This window comes from Parafilimonas terrae (assembly GCF_900115755.1).
GTDB classification, from domain to species: domain Bacteria; phylum Bacteroidota; class Bacteroidia; order Chitinophagales; family Chitinophagaceae; genus Parafilimonas; species Parafilimonas terrae.
The window spans coordinates 69,686-87,118 of sequence record NZ_FOXQ01000005.1 but is presented as its reverse complement, the minus strand read 5'-3'; the positions used below and the strand labels follow the sequence as shown (position 1 = coordinate 87,118).

The 17,433-nt window shown below is 38.7% G+C and carries 16 protein-coding genes; 8 read left to right on the top strand and 8 right to left on the bottom strand.

Annotation, left to right across the window (positions count from 1 at the left end; all coding sequences use genetic code 11):
* Positions 1-16: 16 nt before the first annotated feature.
* The 5 genes from BM015_RS09785 to BM015_RS09765 form a co-directional block, all read right to left on the bottom strand.
* Positions 17-1,201: an ABC transporter permease family protein gene (locus tag BM015_RS09785; RefSeq protein ID WP_090657823.1), complete on the bottom strand. Its 1,185-nt coding sequence runs from the start codon at positions 1,199-1,201 to the stop codon at positions 17-19.
* 45 nt (positions 1,202-1,246) lie between these two features.
* Entirely contained in the window at positions 1,247-1,894 is a 648-nt protein-coding gene (locus BM015_RS09780; protein ID WP_090657822.1) for an ATP-binding cassette domain-containing protein, read from the bottom strand.
* Between the two features lie 149 nt (positions 1,895-2,043).
* Entirely contained in the window at positions 2,044-3,393 is a 1,350-nt protein-coding gene (locus BM015_RS09775; protein WP_090657820.1) for a Y-family DNA polymerase, read from the bottom strand.
* A 21-nt stretch (positions 3,394-3,414) separates the two neighbouring features.
* A complete protein-coding gene (locus BM015_RS09770) occupies positions 3,415-4,086 on the bottom strand; it encodes a 2'-5' RNA ligase family protein (protein WP_090657819.1) in 672 nt (223 codons plus the stop codon).
* A gap of 375 nt (positions 4,087-4,461) precedes the next feature.
* A complete protein-coding gene (locus tag BM015_RS09765) occupies positions 4,462-5,064 on the bottom strand; it encodes a 2'-5' RNA ligase family protein (RefSeq protein ID WP_090657818.1) in 603 nt (200 codons plus the stop codon).
* 94 nt (positions 5,065-5,158) lie between these two features.
* Here BM015_RS09765 and BM015_RS09760 point away from each other — a divergent pair, with 94 nt between their 5' ends.
* From BM015_RS09760 to BM015_RS09740, 5 genes are all read left to right on the top strand, one after another.
* Complete coding sequence (locus tag BM015_RS09760) at positions 5,159-5,671, top strand: LexA family protein (RefSeq protein WP_090657816.1); 513 nt, start codon at positions 5,159-5,161, stop codon at positions 5,669-5,671.
* Positions 5,672-5,828: 157 nt separating this feature from the next.
* Positions 5,829-6,941: a PA0069 family radical SAM protein gene (locus tag BM015_RS09755; RefSeq protein WP_090657814.1), complete on the top strand. Its 1,113-nt coding sequence runs from the start codon at positions 5,829-5,831 to the stop codon at positions 6,939-6,941.
* Positions 6,942-7,025: 84 nt separating this feature from the next.
* Positions 7,026-7,235, top strand: coding sequence for a hypothetical protein (locus tag BM015_RS09750; protein ID WP_177191866.1), 210 nt, complete (start codon positions 7,026-7,028; stop codon positions 7,233-7,235).
* 11 nt (positions 7,236-7,246) lie between these two features.
* Complete coding sequence (locus tag BM015_RS09745) at positions 7,247-8,221, top strand: ATP-binding protein (RefSeq protein WP_090657810.1); 975 nt, start codon at positions 7,247-7,249, stop codon at positions 8,219-8,221.
* The gene (locus BM015_RS09740) at positions 8,172-9,182 is read left to right on the top strand and encodes a hypothetical protein (RefSeq protein ID WP_090657808.1); all 1,011 of its coding nucleotides are present in this window, start codon (positions 8,172-8,174) and stop codon (positions 9,180-9,182) included. The genes BM015_RS09745 and BM015_RS09740 overlap by 50 nt, the downstream gene beginning before the upstream one ends.
* A gap of 192 nt (positions 9,183-9,374) precedes the next feature.
* On the opposite strand, the gene BM015_RS09735 is transcribed toward BM015_RS09740, so the two are convergent.
* A complete protein-coding gene (locus tag BM015_RS09735; RefSeq protein WP_090657806.1) occupies positions 9,375-10,151 on the bottom strand; it encodes a hypothetical protein in 777 nt (258 codons plus the stop codon).
* 128 nt (positions 10,152-10,279) lie between these two features.
* Here BM015_RS09735 and BM015_RS09730 point away from each other — a divergent pair, with 128 nt between their 5' ends.
* Positions 10,280-11,527 (top strand): arsenic transporter, encoded by a 1,248-nt coding sequence (locus tag BM015_RS09730; protein WP_090657804.1) that lies wholly within the window; start codon positions 10,280-10,282, stop codon positions 11,525-11,527.
* A gap of 41 nt (positions 11,528-11,568) precedes the next feature.
* Here BM015_RS09730 and gmd read toward each other — a convergent pair whose 3' ends face one another.
* A complete protein-coding gene (gmd, locus tag BM015_RS09725; protein WP_090657802.1) occupies positions 11,569-12,684 on the bottom strand; it encodes a GDP-mannose 4,6-dehydratase in 1,116 nt (371 codons plus the stop codon).
* A 341-nt stretch (positions 12,685-13,025) separates the two neighbouring features.
* Between gmd and BM015_RS09720 the strand changes: the two genes are divergently transcribed.
* Together BM015_RS09720 and BM015_RS09715 are read left to right on the top strand one after the other, a co-directional pair.
* Positions 13,026-14,441 carry an undecaprenyl-phosphate glucose phosphotransferase gene (locus BM015_RS09720; protein WP_090657800.1) on the top strand — a complete coding sequence of 472 codons (1,416 nt, stop codon included), beginning with the start codon at positions 13,026-13,028 and terminating at the stop codon, positions 14,439-14,441.
* Positions 14,442-14,619: 178 nt separating this feature from the next.
* Positions 14,620-17,250 carry a DNA translocase FtsK gene (locus tag BM015_RS09715; RefSeq protein WP_090657798.1) on the top strand — a complete coding sequence of 877 codons (2,631 nt, stop codon included), beginning with the start codon at positions 14,620-14,622 and terminating at the stop codon, positions 17,248-17,250.
* 1 nt (position 17,251) lies between these two features.
* Here BM015_RS09715 and BM015_RS21555 read toward each other — a convergent pair whose 3' ends face one another.
* Complete coding sequence (locus BM015_RS21555; RefSeq protein WP_177191865.1) at positions 17,252-17,410, bottom strand: hypothetical protein; 159 nt, start codon at positions 17,408-17,410, stop codon at positions 17,252-17,254.
* Positions 17,411-17,433 lie beyond the last annotated feature (23 nt).

Here is a 17,433-nt window from a genome sequence, read left to right as displayed (position 1 = left end):
TATACGCAGTATAAAATCAGTTATTGTAATGAATATACTTTTTTATAGCGCGGTTGTTTACAAAACCAATAAGTAACAGTATAATGAATGCAGCAATAATTGTGTAAAGAGATATATAAGCACTTATATAAATATTTTGGGTTGCCAATATTTTCTGCAGCGTGAACTGTAAGGCCGCAACTATTGCAAGCGTAACAATAACGGTAATAATATTGGCAGGAAGAAACTGCCTGCGTAAAAAACGTTGCAATTGTTTAGGTGAAGCACCTAATGTTACGAGCAAATAAATTTCTTCTTTGGCTGATGCAATGGCAAGTTGTATAAACAATGTAAGCACGATTAATGCAAATAAAAACATGAGCCCGCCCATTACCCACGAAATAGCAACAACGGTAGTAATAATGCCGCGGTATTTTTCAAACCTCGTTTTTTCTGTATTGGTTGAAAGATTATGCGCTTTTAAATAGCCGGCCAGTTGCGGGCTTGCTGCATCTTTTGTTTGTATGATAACGCGGGATGGCTGTTGGTTTATGGCTTCGCCGAATTTTTTATTGGCCCAATCCATGAATGGCTGTGGCACTAATACAGAAGAAATACGGTCGCTGAAACCAACTACTTTACCATAATAGTTTACTGTGCCTGTTGGCGTTTGTATATTTATTTGTACAGGCAGGCTGGTGATTAAATCCTGTGAAAGCTGTGGAAGGTGCTGGCTTTGCGCAAAACCAAAATTATACATATCCAAAAACATGTTGGGAATGATCATTGGAATGTAATTGCTGGTTTCATTCCATTGCCAGGCCGGTGTGTTTACATCAAGAAATTCATCGGGCACACTTTCAAAAAAGAAGTCGCTGTAAAAAGGAATTTGTTTGCTGATGCTTTGTATGCCCACTTTAAAACGGCTGGGTGTGAGCGTGCCTATTTTTTCAATGAATGGTTGTTGTTTTAAATCATTTATTTCTGCATTACTTAAAGTGGCAGCGCCAACGTTTTTATCGGTAACAGTTTTATTAATAACGAGGAAGTCTGCAATGCTGTCCTGGCTGGTTTTGGTGTATAAAAGCTGCTGATAATTTGCCTGTATTTGCACGGCAGATAATATAAGCAGCAAAGCAATAGACAAACCAACGATAGCCATTGCATTGCGGCTGCGGCCGCTGCTTGCATGAATAAGTTTTTTTAAAAGTTGATTAAGCATAAAACCTCACCCCAACCCCTCTCCAAAAGAGAGGGGCAAGAAAATTTATAAGTTCAACAATCGAGTATAATTAAAATGTTCATCGTCTTCCAAATCGGTCAACAAAAAACCGGCATTGCGTTTTTTACATTCCGCATCAATTAAAGCGGAAGCTTTATTAATATTATGCTTATCCAAATGACTGAAAGGCTCATCCATTATCAGCCATTTAAAAGGCTGCATCAATGCGCGGATAATGGCAACGCGTTGCTGCTCACCATAACTGCACATAGATGCTTTTTGATGTAAGATGTGCATAATGCCCAGCAGCGCCGCCATTTCATCAGTCATATTGCTTTCATACAACGGCTGCTGCAATACACGGTTGAGCTCAATATTTTCACGCGCTGTAAGATTAGGAAATAACCGCAGGTCCTGGAAAATGATGCTGATATTTTGCTGGCGCAGCAAGGCAAGTTCATCTGCATTTAATGTAGCAAGGTTTTTATCATCCAGCAAAACATTGCCATCATAATCCTTGCGCAGCTTATAGAGAATATGCACGAGCGTGGTTTTGCCTGTGCCGCTTGGCGCCTTAATTTTTATGTATTCCGCATTATTTAATTGCAATTGTTTATTCCACACATCAGAATGCCGTTGCAGCAATTTATCTTTTAAAGGCGTTGGAACAATGTTTTGTAACTGCAGTTGCATGCAACAAATGTGTGCATTAAAATTCAACCGGCATACTAATCTTTATTTAATTTTTTTGGTGACCAGCTATTGAACTTCGGTTAAGCACGGTTGCGTCGCAACACTTGTACAGTTGAATTTTTATGGCAGCTATGGTTTCAAATTCATCGTTACCTCACTTCACATAACTCGTCCCATCTTGAAGTATATCTCGGGCTGCGGAATTCCTGGCGCATTTTCCAGTTGCGGTTAGTGCCGCTGGCGGCAAATTTCAGTATGTCATCCCGCATACTAAAGTTGATGTTGTCCATCATGCTCATAAGCATACGGTTATTGTTTTTTTCTTTCGGAATAAAAAAATCTCCCTGTACAGAAGTATCCTGTATAATGCCGCTTAACATAACGCCCGCTTTTTTATACAGCTTTCCTTCTTCATAAATGCGGTCGATAATTTTCATGGCAGCTTTTATTAATTCACTTGTAACACAGGTGGGATGCGGCAACATAATGCGATCACTAATAGTTGGCCCGTGCGAAAAATGGCCATCGCCTGAGCGTGGCATTTTAGGAACAACAAATGCACTTATCGCAGAAGCTGCGCCGAATTGGCGGCGCAGCTTTTCGGCGGCTCTTGATGTATAGGTAGCAACAGCTTCTTTAATACTTTGTTTGTCTTTTACAGGTGCGCCAAACATGCGTGTGGTAGCAATCATTTTTTTCTGAACGAGTTCTTCATCCATCACGATAAAAGGTTCGCCTTTCAGTTCTTTTATCAAACGCAAACCCACCACACCGCCCAGGTTTTTTCTTGCCCATTCTTCAGGCATTTGGGTTAAATGATAAGCATCATAGATGCCAAAGGCTTTCAGTTTATTGGCATATTGCTTTCCCACACCCCACACATCGCCTACAGGTGTTTTATACAGGGCGCTGTTTACGTCTTCCATTGTTTTTAAAACCGTAACACAGTTTGTTTTCTCTTTATCAAGTTTGGCAATATGATTGGCCACCTTGCTCAGCGTTTTTGTAGGCGCCACGCCAACAGATACTTTTACGCCGGTCCATTGTTCAACGGTTTCTCTTATTTGCAAGGCAGCAAAATCAAGTTCTTCAAAAGGCACAGCATCCATGTTAATAAAGGCTTCATCCACAGAATATACTTCCACATTTTGTTCGCCCATTATTATGCGTAATGTTTCCATTACACGCCAGCTCATATCGCCATATAAATTGTAATTGGATGAAAACGTAGTGATATTATTTCTTTCAATTATTTCCTTTGCCTTAAAATATGGGCCGGCCATTTCAACGCCGAAAGCTTTGGCTTCATCACTGCGGCTCACGATACAACCATCATTATTACTTAAAACAATAACCGGTTTATCTGCCAGCTCCGGGCGAAAAACACGTTCCGCCGAACAATAGAAACTGTTGCAATCAACAACGGCATATCTCCTCCGTCCTCTCGAAAGGGAACCGGTAGGCGTGTGCGGTTGTGCTATTGTTTCCTGATGCTGCATGTTGGTTATATTTTTAGCGACTCACTTAACTCTTAGGGCTGGAGTTTCAGCGTCAAATAAATTTGCCTGTTTTACTTCTTCTTTCACACCTTCAAACGCAAACTTTTCTACCTGCTTATAATATTCACCTGCCTTTCTTTTTAAAAGCAATGCATAACCGGCAATAAACCTGCCGTGAAAATTGGCATGTTCATATTCCAGCCAGCTCTTTTCGTATTGCCAGGGCTGTAACTTCCTGGCGATAGTTAAATGAGGTTCCGTTATGAAATGCGGTTTATTGTCTTTATCCATCTTCATAAATTTCTGTGCGTTTTGCCGTAAGGTTTTTACGGCATTCATTATGGGCACTTTGCTTGCGATATTTATATAGATAGTATGCGATGGAAAGCTGCCAAAATCTTTCAGCTCAATTTTAAACGGCGCTATGGTTCTTGCATTATTTCTTAAATGATGCCTGATATGGGTTTCTGTTGATTGAAATTGTTTGAACCTGGCAAGTGTTATATGCGGTAAACCTTTTCTTGCCTGTTCGCAGCTATAATCGGTTGCAAATTTTTCTTTGATGGATTTGATTTCGTCCCAAAGCGCTTCATGCGGCTGCAGTACTAATAAGTATTCAGCAGGTAAAACATGTTTTTCTGCCCTTGCTTCCGCCTCACTTAAATATTCCTGTATAATGAATGGATTTTTCATGCCTATCCCTAAACGGGAACTTTTACTTTAATGATTGTTTTCTTTATTTCAGTTTCTTTAAAAGGGAAAGGGTTGAAATACTACAAAACGAAAAACCTATGGCAGAAGATTTTAATTTCTTGAAGGAAAAGATCCCCGCCTGACTGGCATCAGTCGGGCAGGAGAAGTTCAAGAAAAAAAGATATTCGCACTTTTTTTCTTTCGCCTTGATTAATCTTTTGTGCTGCTGATTCTTCAGCTGTAGTTCCTTGATGGTTAGGTGCAATTGCATAAAATCTTCTTCAAGCTTCTAAAACTTTTAGATGCTATTTTCATAACCGCTTTGCCCTTAATCCTGCTAATCCTTTAATCCATCCAAATCCCGGTTCAGACACATTAATTCAACGCCGTGCCAAGCCTGAATACGCTTACCTGCCTGCACTTGTCATATTGATTCTGGCGCTTTAATAAGACCAGCTCATCAACCACAAAGCGGGCATTGAATGTTTTGCGTGAATAATCCATAATGGCTTTTTCATACACTTGTTGCTGCAGGCTTCTTGCAATTGTTATATGCGGATGATTGATAAGTTTGGCATTGGGAAAACCATTATCATTAATGTACTCATTTATTTTCCTTAATGAGATTGCCAGTTGTTTAAAAGGCTCATGATCCTGGATGCGTGCATACACAGTTTTTGATGACGGAAACCCGCTGAAATTATTGATCATCACATCAAAGCTTTTGTGATGGCTGATGATCTTATACATCCATTTAATCAGCGTTTCTTCCATGGCTTCCTTAGCCAAAAAGTTGGCAATCGTTATATGCGGTTGTGTTTTTCTTGCGATGCTCACATTGTACTCCAGCGAAAAATTTTCCTTTTCCGCTTTTATCTGGCTAAAGACTTCCTGGCCCGGATGAACCACTAATAAATATTCAAAAAATTTGGGCATTCCAAACTGCAAACCGGATGAAAAAAATACTTGCTGTTCCATATATATACAATTTGTTTTTTTTACTTACTAAAGCGCTAAGCTAATTCATTTAGTTTAGATTTGCTAAAAAAATTAGTCATAAAAATATTGCAATATGGAAACACAACCAGGTTATAAGGCCGCTTATGCCGGCAGCAAAAACTTTTCACAACACGATGTAAAAACGGCTAATGCCAATGGCTTTGCCGCTGCTGCCGATGATTATATGGAACGCGGTATTGATTTGAACGAGCAGCTTATTTTAAACAAGCCTGCCACTTTTTTCTTTCGCATGAATGGCGATGCGATGATGGAAGACGGCATTTTTAATGGCGATGTTCTAATTGTTGACCGCAGCATAAGGCCAGCCAGCGGGAAACTGATCGTTGCCATACTCGATGGTGAGTTATTGGTGCGAAGGCTGCAACGCAACCCAACGTATGTAGAACTGCTCTGCGCCAATAAGCGCATGAGTAATATCCAGCTTCACAATTTTGATGACCGCAGCCATGTGTGGGGCGTGGTAACCTGCGTAATACATGTATTGGAACGAAGTCTGTTTGTGACAAAAAACAAAAGTGAATTCAACCAGAAAGATAAACATGGCAAAGTGCAAAGATTTTATTGATACACCTCACCCCCGGCCCCTCTCCACGGAGTGGAGAGGGGTGCCTCTGTGCAACAACGTTTATTTATTTCTAATAGTTAGTTGTGCGTAGTTTAAAAAGTACAGAGAAAATAAATGCCAAACATTAAAAAACCAAAGTGAATTAAAAATATTGTCCATGAAAAACATAACCGATAATCCCAATGCCAAACCACGCCCGAAAGACCATGACGAGGCGGCAACCTATCATCATGGCCGCGGCGCACAATTCAATACAAAAAACAAATTTTTAATTAATGAAGTAAGCAAAGAACATGTTGAAGCCATTGACGATTGGGAAGAAAAAACATTGCCCACCGTTTACCTGGAACAGGAAGTAAAAACGATTGTAAACAAAGTGGAAAGCCCTGATGTGGGCATGAGTTACAGTATGAACCCTTATGCCGGCTGCGAACATGGCTGTATATATTGTTATGCCCGCAATGTGCATGAATACTGGGGTTACAGCGCCGGAATAGACTTTGAGCAAAAGATCATCGTGAAGAAAAATGCGCCGCAGTTATTGCGTAAATTTTTACAACATCCGAAGTGGGATGCCACGCCCATCATGTTAAGCGGCAATACAGATTGTTACCAGCCTGCCGAACAAAAATATCGTTTAACAAGAGGCTTACTGGAAGTATGTAACGAGTTTAATCAGCCTGTGGGTATTCTTACCAAAAATTCATGGATATTAAAAGATAAAGATGTGCTGGCCGATATGGGCAGGAAGAATATTGTTTCGGCCATGGTGTCTATAACGTCGTTTAATGAAGATTTAAGACGCGTGATGGAACCGCGGACCACAACGGCCAAACAAAAATTAAAGGTGATCAATGAATTAAGTTCTGCCGGCGTGCGCATGGGCATTATGATGGGACCAATGATACCGGGATTGAATGAACATGAAATGCAACGCATCATGAAAGCGGCAAGGGATAATGGCGCAACGTTTACAGCTTATACGTTTATACGTTTGAATGGCGCTATCAAATTTTTGTTTCGCGACTGGCTCTATAAAAACTTTCCCGAACGCGCAGATAAGGTTTGGCATTTAATTGAAAAAAGTCATGATGGCAAAGTGAATGATACGCGCTGGGGTGTGCGTATGCGCGGTGAAGGCCCGATTGCGCAATTAGTGGCACAGCAATACCGCAAGTATGGAAAACTTTATGGTATGAATGCAGAAGACTGGAGTTTGGACAGAAGCTTGTTTAAAAGGCCGGGCGATGCGCAGGGGCGGTTGTTTTAGTTGTCTGAACCGGGATTTTTAGGATTAAAAGATTTATGGATTAAGAAGTTTGGAATGAATTTAACGTGCAAACAATTGCGGCAAATGATTGCTGATGTTTTACGTGTAAGTATTGATGAAATACGTGCAGCAAAAGAAAATCAATTCTTTTATGAATTTGCTATGCCGCCAACAGATGATGAAGTTGATGAGTTTATTGTTTCGAGCTCTTGTTTTGATGAAGAGATGAAAAGATTTTTATTGAGTGAGGGTGTAAGTAAAAATGATATAATATTTTTTGAAAGGATTAGATAAAGATAATTTTTATGACAAGTGTTAATTACATTAGCAATAAACTTTTTATGATGGCTAAGCCAGATGGTGAATCAATCCCTTTACTTTTTGAAGAAAATTTTCTTGATTATCATGCAGGTCAAATTATACAAGACCCTCGTGTAGCAATAATCGAGCTTGTTGCAAATTCATGGGATGCTGGTGCAACTAAAGTTGAGATTAGATATCCTGAAGAAAACAATGATATATTTTTTATAAAAGATAATGGAACTGGTTTAACAACAGAAGAGTTTAAGTTAAGATGGAACAACCTTCATTACAATAGAATTAAACATCAAGGTAAAGATGTCACATTTCCATCAGGCAGTAAGAATAAAAAACGCTTAGCTTTTGGAAAAAACGGAGTTGGTAGACATGCCATGTTTTGCTTTTGTGATGGATATACACTTGAAACAATAAAAGATAACATTTACACCAAAGCTTCTATCAAAAGATCTAAGTCAGACAAGCCATTTGAAATTAAAATTGAAGATACAAAACCGAAAAAAGGGCACGGAACAACTATCAGTGGAAGAATTTTAAAGAACAATGAGTTGCGCGAACAAAGTATTGTTGATTTAATAGGATCAAAATTCGTTGCTGATCCGGAATTTACAATTATTGTTAATACTACGAAAGTTGATTTGATGGATTTAAATGCGCAAAATATTATAAAAGAATTCCCTTATGAAAACCTTGGCAAAGTCATAATTCGAAGGTTTGAAGGAGAGAAATATAAAACTACACAACAACAAGGTGTTGCTTGGTGGGTTCAAAGAAGACTTGTCGGCACGCCTTCATGGGATGGAGTTAATGGAAGATTAATAGATGGCAGAAACCCAATAGCAAAAAAATATGTTTACGTTATTGAAGCAGATTTTTTGAAACCTTTTGTCAAACAAGATTGGTCTGGATTTCATGCTAATTCAGATATTAAAAATCAGACAAGATATATTAGACTTTATTAATGATGATTTGTTGTTATTACTAGCAGAGACACGCAAAGAAAGAAAAACAGAAGCTTTTATTGCGAGTAAAGAATATGTAGGAAACCTTCCAAATTTTGTCAAAGAAGAAATTAGTGATGTTATTGATCAGTTACAAAAAGATTGCCCCACTTTCGGTTTAAATGAATTAGAAACTACAGTTAAAGTTCTTGCTGTAATGGAAAAGTCGAGGTCTGGATATGCACTACTTGATAAGTTATCAAAATTCAATCATGGCAACATAGATGAGTTAAATATTGTACTTGCAGAATGGTCGATTACCGATATTAAAAAGGTTTTGAACGTCTTAAAATGGAGACTGGAATTAGTAACAGAATTAGAACGACTTGTTGATAATTCAACGACTGATGAACTGCATGACTTGCAACCTTTGTTTGAAAGAGGTTTATGGATTTTTGGACCAGAATTCGAGTCGATAAGTTTTATTTCAAATAGAACATTATCAACAATTATAAGAAATTTCTTTGCTGAAAGAGTTATTGATAATCCAAAAAGAAGACCTGATTTTGTGATTCTGCCAAATGCTTCTATTGGTATATATTCTAGAGATGCCTTTAATGAAGATCACGAAATAAATAGCATTGGCGCAGTAGTAATTGTTGAATTAAAAAGAGGTGGCTTTCAAATATCAAGTGAAGAAAAAGATCAAGCAATGTATTATGCTCGTGAAATAAGAAAAAGTGGAAAGGTCGATCGTAATACAAAAATTACTTGTTACGTTCTTGGGTCAAGTATTGATGCAAATGCAGAAGATAAATCTGAAGAAGGTCCAATCACAATTATACCAATGCGATATTTTACTTTAATAAGTAAAGCGAAAGCACGCTTATTTAATTTAATTGATGAATTAGAAAAATTTAAAAAGGAAAATGGAACAGATGAGGAGACAACCGAACAAGAACTTTTTGTTGTGAGTAATTGAATCAATTTATGTCTTTTGAAAATCTCTACTTCGTCGCACTTCTTCGCAGAGAATTGCGTGAAAGAATCACTGTAATTAAACAAGATTTTTGCAAACGGTCTATTGACACCATAAAAAACATCAGTACAAGGGAGTGACACAACCGTGCTTAATTAAAACACAAAAGCTGGCAACATAAAAATTATCTTCTTATCATTTCACCCTCTCATACACCGAAATTTCTTTATCCCCGGTTGCATTAGTCGTCGTTTGCGTAAAGCCATCACTGTCATTGATTGTAATATCCAGCACAAAAGTTTTTCCATTCAATTCCGGCCAGGTTGAAGCGGTAATGGTTTCTGTAAGGTTGTTGTTGCTATCCATAGAAAATGTTCCGTAACTGATGCCTGTTCTTTTTTGCTGTATGGAATCCGTATAATAATCCCCATACGAAAAATACCCCGCATAAAAAGCTTTGTATTCAATATCGCTGTGTTTAATGGTATCGCTACCGCGCAGGGCATAAGAAGAAACCTGTTTCCAGATTCCATCAAGCAACGAAGGTGTGTTGGTACCGGCTGACTTGTAGGTTTCCGTAATCTTTATTTCGCCTTTATCAGACATTACCTTCGACATCGTTTGTACATAACCCGTATCATTTTTTATAATGTTCACTGTATCCGAAAACACGTCGGCGCTTTGAAGGTTTTCTGTAGCGTTATATGTAATATTTTCTATCAGCTTATCTCCATTAACAGAAAATTTTCCTACTGCAAATGCGGAAACATCCTGCAATGGGTTTACAAGCGTGTACATCATAACATTGCCTGCATAAATTTTAAGCTGGTTGTTTTCAACTGAACTCGTATCAATATCGTTGCCTTTAAAATTTTGTTTTTCCATTGTGTAAGCGCCATTCATATTTATTATGCTGGTTGAAGTATTACAGCTCATCATTACAGGCAATAAAATATACACAAGCTTTCTCATATTATTTTTTGCGTGAAAGATATAGGTTTCTAAACATTCTGCTTTTAAACATATTGGCCTGCCGTGGAAGATTATTTATTAAAATACAATACGCAATTATTTAAGCAATAATTTCGCGGCTTCATTACATGAATCCCAACGCAGCAATCTGGATTATAGCCATAATAACAACAGCCTTTGTAATTATAAGGCCGTTTAAATTAAACGAGGCAATTTGGGTTGTATGCGCCGCTTTCATCTTATTAATAACCCAGCTTATTTCTCCTGCGGAAGCATTCACCGGTATTGCAAAAGGCGCCGATGTATATTTATTTCTTACTGGTATGATGTTGCTGGCTGAAACAGCAAGGGAAGAAAAATTGTTTGAATGGCTGGCGGCGGTAGCCACAAAGCATGCAAATGGTTCAGCCAGAAGATTGTTTATAATGATTTACCTGGTGGGCATTATCGTTACGGTTTTTTTATCCAACGATGCCACTGCTGTTGTGCTTACGCCTGCCGTAGCAGCCTCTATGAAAGCGGCAAAGGTTAAACAATCTATGCCCTATCTTTTTATATGTGCTTTCATTGCCAACGCGGCTTCGTTTGTGTTGCCTATATCAAACCCGGCAAACCTTGTAATTTATGGAAAGCATTTGCCGTCGTTACTCGTTTGGCTGGAGCATTTTATTCTGCCTTCAATCATTTCAATTGGCATTACTTATTTAATGCTGTATAAATCCCAGCGAAAATTTTTGAGGCAGCCTATAGAATCCAATATAGAAATGCCGCGTTTAACAAGAGGCGGAAAAGCGGCGGCCCGTGGTATTTGTGTGGCAGCTATAGTATTGTTACTCGCATCTGCTTTTCATATACAATTAGGTTTGCCAACATTGATAACAGGTGCTGTAACATCATTGATTGTTTTGTTGATTGCCCGTGAATCACCTTTAAATGTAATTAAAGGTATTTCGTGGAGCATATTACCGCTTGTTGCAGGACTGTTTGTAATTGTAGAAGCTTTAATTAAAACCGGTTTAATAGGAAATATCACTAATGTTCTGATGCATTATACGGCAACATCGCCTAACAGCGCCGCCATTACAAGTGGCGCCGGAATTGGCATTGCATCTAATTTTACCAATAATCTTCCTGCAGGATTAATTGCCGGCAGCGTATTACAAACAGCATCAGTGCCTGTTATTGTAAGAAATGCAGTTTTGATTGGGATTGACCTCGGCCCAAATTTATCTGTAACCGGATCGCTTGCTACTATTCTATGGCTTACAGCATTGCGCCGTGAAGGCCATGATGTAAGTGCCTGGCGGTTTCTGAAGATAGGCGTGATGGTTATGATCCCTGCTTTATTGCTGGCATTGGCTTCACTTTGGATATAGTTATTTGCGCTTCAGGGCGGCTTTTGAATTTTACAGTAAGATCACTCAAATTGATTTTTTATTATATAACCTGCGTCTTTCAATAGTTTTTCCCTGTTGAATAATTCAATGTCACACCACATCATTTCTTTCACCATTGTTGCAAGGGTGTATGCCGGTTCCCATTGCAGTTTTGTTTTAGCTTTGGTAGCATCGCCTATTAATATTTCAACTTCTGCAGGCCTGTAATAAGCAGGATCTATGCAAACGACTTCTCTTCCTGTTTCCAGTACATAATCCGGGTTTGAACATGCGGCTACAATACCTTTTTCTTTATCACCCTTTCCTTCGAATTCAATGGTAATGCCGAGCTCGGCAAAAGCCATTCTTACAAATTCACGCACTTCGGTTGTAATGCCTGTGGCAATTACATAGTCATCAGGAGATTCTTGTTGTAGTATGCGCCACATAGCTTCCACATAATCTTTAGCATGGCCCCAGTCACGTTTGGCATCAAGGTTTCCCATGTATAATTTATCCTGCATGCCGAGCGCTATCTTGGCAACACCACGGGTAATTTTCCGGCTCACAAAAGTTTCACCGCGCAAAGGGCTTTCATGGTTAAACAGGATGCCATTGCAGGCATACATACCGTAAGATTCGCGGTAATTTACCGTAATCCAGTAAGCATACAATTTAGCTACCCCATAAGGTGAACGGGGATAAAAAGGTGTGGTTTCTTTCTGGGGTATCTCCTGCACCAGGCCATAAAGTTCAGAAGTAGAAGCCTGGTAAATGCGGGTCTTTTTAATCAATCCCAATAACCTTATGGCTTCCAGTATTCTCAGCGTACCGATGCCATCAGCATTGGCTGTATATTCAGGTGTATCAAAACTCACCTTTACATGGCTCATGGCGCCAAGGTTATAAATTTCATCGGGCTGAACTTCCTGTATGATGCGGATAAGATTGGCTGAATCTGTAAGATCGCCATAATGCAGTTTAAGCCGCACATTTTTATCGTGCGGGTCCTGGTACAGATGGTCTATGCGGTCTGTATTAAATGAAGAGCTTCTTCGTTTTATACCATGCACTTCATACCCTTTCGATAACAATAATTCGGTAAGATAAGCGCCATCCTGGCCGGTAATGCCGGTGATTAAAGCTTTTTTGAACATAGATGTTATAGTTGAAAAAATAGATAAGCAATCTTTTTAAGCCTTGTTTTGTTTAATAAAGATAGCTTATGTAAAATCTTTTTGCTAATTCTTACAGCACGTGCTGGAGATTATAAGCATGTATAAAATCTTATTCAAAGGCAAAGCACGCAACTCATAATATTTTAATAATATGATTATTGAATTTGTATTGTTAGTTATGTTTTTCTTTACATGCAAAATGTGCCGGTTTTTAAAACTGCACATTTCTGGCTTATTTTAAACTTTAATCCACTATTTTTGCAAGTCCTGACCCAGGGTTGGAAACGGATGCCCCTGTGAAAATTATTTAATTTATTAAAATGGGCAACAAAGAATTTCAATTTTTACGTTCAGTATTATTGCTTACCGATTTTGTGCTTATAAACCTTGCTGCTACAATAAGTATTTTAATATCTTACAATAATTACAATATTTCTTTTTTTGTTTTATCTATTATAACAGTTAATGTATCCTGGCTTTGCATAGCCTATTTTTTCAGGTTATACACTTATAATATAATTTCAGAAATTGAAAGAACTTATCGCCAGTCATGGCGTGTGCTTGCTGTGCAAATACTTTTTTTATATGGTTTAATGCAACTCATAAACTACGGTTTCTTTAAACTGGAATTTCTTAACCGTACAGCCACCGCTTATTTTGTAACAGCTGGCTTTTTTGTTTTGATAAGTCGTTTCTTTCAAACTTATTTAGCTGAATTCTTCTTAAAAAATATAACCGTTAAAACGGTGCCGCCCCGGCGAATAGCAATCATTGGCTATAATGATAAAGCCCAGCAGCTTGCCGAATACTTTCATAAGAATGATAAATTTTACGAGCTGCTTGCTTTTTTTTCTGACGGCACAGGCGTTAAACAGCCTGATACAAAAGATCCTTTCTTTCCTATAAAGGATTGTGTTAATTACGCCGTTGAAAATAAAGTGCGTGAAATTTATTCTACTGTTTTGCCTTCTGAACATCCTGAATTGCCTGAACTGGTAAAAAAGGCTGAAGCTAATATGGTGCGCCTTCGTTTTGTTGCTGCAGGCACTTCACCAGCAAACGCTGTTTATAACCTGGTGGAAGTTGATAAATTAAACCAGATGTCCATTATGGCTTTACGAAATGAGCCGTTGGATATTTTCTTTAACCGCGTTAAGAAAAGGGCTTTTGATATAATAGTGAGCAGTTTGGTTATCATCTTCGTAATGTCATGGCTTACACCTTTATTAGGCATACTGATTAAATTATCTTCAAAGGGGCCGGTTTTTTTTATACAGGATCGTTCCGGTAAGGATAATAAAACTTTTCGCTGTATGAAATTCCGCAGCATGGCGGTTAATAAAGACAGCGATTATAAGCAAGCCAAAAAGAATGATAGCCGCATTACTAAAATCGGGGCTTTTATGCGAAAAACAAGCCTTGATGAATTTCCTCAATTTTTTAATGTATTCATGGGCGACATGAGCCTTTGCGGCCCGCGCCCCCACATGCTAAAGCATACAGAAGAATACAGCAAATTAATTGAGCAGTATATGATTCGCCATTTTTTAAAGCCTGGTGTAACAGGCTGGGCGCAAATAAACGGTTATCGCGGTGAAACCTCAAACCCGGTATTGATGGAGAAAAGAGTAGAGCATGATATATGGTATATGGAGAACTGGTCGTTAATGCTTGATATAAGAATAATATTTCTTACCATATTCAATATATTCAAAGGGGAAGAGAACGCTTATTAATATTCATTAGCAAGTGTTATTCGTTTTCTCATAGTTATATCCGTCATGGCTATAACCATTGCAAACCGTATTTGCTTCATTGTTGAAAACTATTTTTACCGCCGGTAATTACGCACACTCCTTTCAAAGAATAATAACCCTTTATTTAACTCCGTTATATTTGTTGTTGTATTGAGGTATGGCTAACAGGTTAAAAAAGAAAAATAGTAAAGCGCCCAGCGCTGAAAAACTGAATCCTGATAAAGAACAGGAAGTAACAATAAAAGAAGTTGTAAAAGATGAACGTACTTCGAAAATAGCCGGCGCAGTAAGCCTGCTTATTTGTGCATTTCTTACTATAGCTTTTCTTTCTTACTTTTTTACATGGCAACAGGATCAGGATGAAGTGGCAGCAGGATTAAGTGTTTTTGTGCGCGATAATGTGCATGTAGATAACCTGCTGGGTGTGCTTGGTGCTTATGCTTCCGACTTGTTTATGAATGACGGCTTCGGCATCGCTTCCTTTTTATTTTGCACCTTCTTCTTCGTGTTAGGCGTAAATCTTTTATTTGGAAAGAAGGTTTTTAACCTTGCCCGTAACCTGCGATATCTTATTGCCGGCCTCATTGTTTTAAGCGTTGTATTTTCATTCTTCTTCGGCAGGAATTTTGCCTGGGGCGGCGCCGCCGGCGACCTGATGGTTGATGGGCTTGTACGGTTAATTGGCAATGTGGGCACGGCCGCTCTGCTCATTGTTGTTTTTCTCGCTTATATTATATGGAGGTTTAATCCCAGTTTTAAGTTGCCCGAAAGAAAATTAAAGCAACAGTTAACACCAACTGAAAATGCAACTTCTTTTCAGGATGATAAAAATATATTCAATGAAGAGTATGATGATATTTATTACACACCTGAGGAATCTGTTTCAATAAACGAAAAGTATGCTACCGGAGCAAATGATGTTTTAACCAACAATAACAAGCTTAAAAATGATAAGCCTGGTGTGCATGAAGATGGCAACATCGTTGTTATCATGCCCGAAGCAAACGAAGAATCAACCGGCCTGGGTTTAATAGAGAAAAATGAAACAAACAGCGGCACAGAAATGGAAACACCGCTGATTCATATAGAAAATTCAGGGGAAAATGAAAGGCTTGCAAAAGATAACCAGAAACAGAAAAAGCCGTTGCAGCCAACTGAAATGGAGCTTGAAATAAAGGAGGTTATTGAAGATGAAGGAGAAGATGAACAAATTGTTGAAGAACCAAAAGAAATCCAGATTGACGATCATGCTTTGGAAATAAGAAGCGATGAATTAGCAACCGTTAATTACGACCCCACTTTAGATTTACGCAATTATAATTACCCGGAATTAAGTTTACTGGAAACCCATGGCAGTGAAAAAATTGTACATGACCCGGCAGAGCTGGAAGCCAATAAGAACCAAATTATAGATACGCTAAAAAACTATGATATTCTAATACAGCGCATCGCGGCAACGGTGGGCCCCACTGTTACTTTATATGAAATTGTTCCGGCTCCGGGCGTGCGCATCAGCCGTATTAAAAACCTGGAAGATGATATTGCTTTAAGCCTTGCAGCATTAGGCATTCGCATCATTGCCCCTATTCCCGGCCGCGGCACGGTTGGTATAGAAGTACCTAACCTGAAGAAGACGATTGTGAGCATGAAAACTTTGCTGAACAGTGAAAAATTTAAAAACAATAATTATTCACTGCCCATTGCTCTTGGTAAAAAAATTGATAACGAAAACTTTATTGTTGACCTTGCTGCCATGCCGCATTTATTAATGGCCGGTGCAACAGGGCAAGGTAAATCGGTTGGTATAAATACGCTGCTTGTTTCCCTGCTGTATAAAAAACATCCATCGCAGCTAAAGTTTATTTTGGTTGATCCGAAGAAAGTAGAGTTGAGTTTGTACCGGGTTATTGAACGGCATTTTCTTGCCAAGCTTCCAGGCGAAGAAGAGCCTATTATTACGGATACAAAAAAAGTGGTGCATACTTTAAATGCATTGGCAACATTAATGGATATCCGTTATGATTTATTGAAAGAAGCCAGTTGCCGCAACATTAAAGAGTACAACGAAAAATTTGTAAATCGTAAACTCAACCCGAAAAAGGGGCATGAATTTTTACCATTTATTGTATTGGTAATTGACGAATTTGCAGATTTAATTATGACGGCAGGCAAGGAAATTGAAATGCCGATTGCACGTTTGGCGCAGTTGGCCCGTGCCGTGGGCATTCATTTGATCATTGCTACACAACGGCCTTCAGTGAATATTATTACAGGCACTATTAAAGCTAATTTTCCTGCGCGTATTGCGTTTAAAGTTTCATCTAAAATTGACAGCCGCACTATTCTTGATACAGGTGGCGCAGAACAATTAATTGGCAAAGGTGATATGCTGATTAGTTATAACGGTGAACTTACGCGCTTACAATGTGCTTTTGTTGATACACCTGAAGTTGAAAAAGTATGCGAATTTATTGGCGAACAGCAAGCTTATCCGCAGGCATTCCAGTTACCGGAATATACTGATGAAAAAGAGATGGATGGGAAAGATTTTGATCTAAGTGATCGTGACCCCTTGTTTGAAGATGCAGCACGCCTGATTGTTCAAAACCAGATGGGAAGCACTTCGCTTATACAACGCAGGATGAAATTAGGCTACAACCGCGCAGGAAGATTGATGGACCAACTGGAGCAGGCAGGTGTGGTAGGGCCTAACCTTGGCAGCAAAGCCAGGGATGTATTGGTAAAAACCGATGGAGAATTGCAGGAACTGCTTGATTTAATGGGATAAATTATAGATCCATTAAACCAAGTGCGAGCACAAAATTGGTGACAATGCCCGGGAAAGACATCCACAATAACTGGGGATAGAAAATAATAAACAAAGCTAAAACTACTAACCAGCCAACAAAACGAAGCCAATAGTTTGCAGAAGATTTATGCTCAGCCATCAGATTTAATTTTCCGCAAAAAT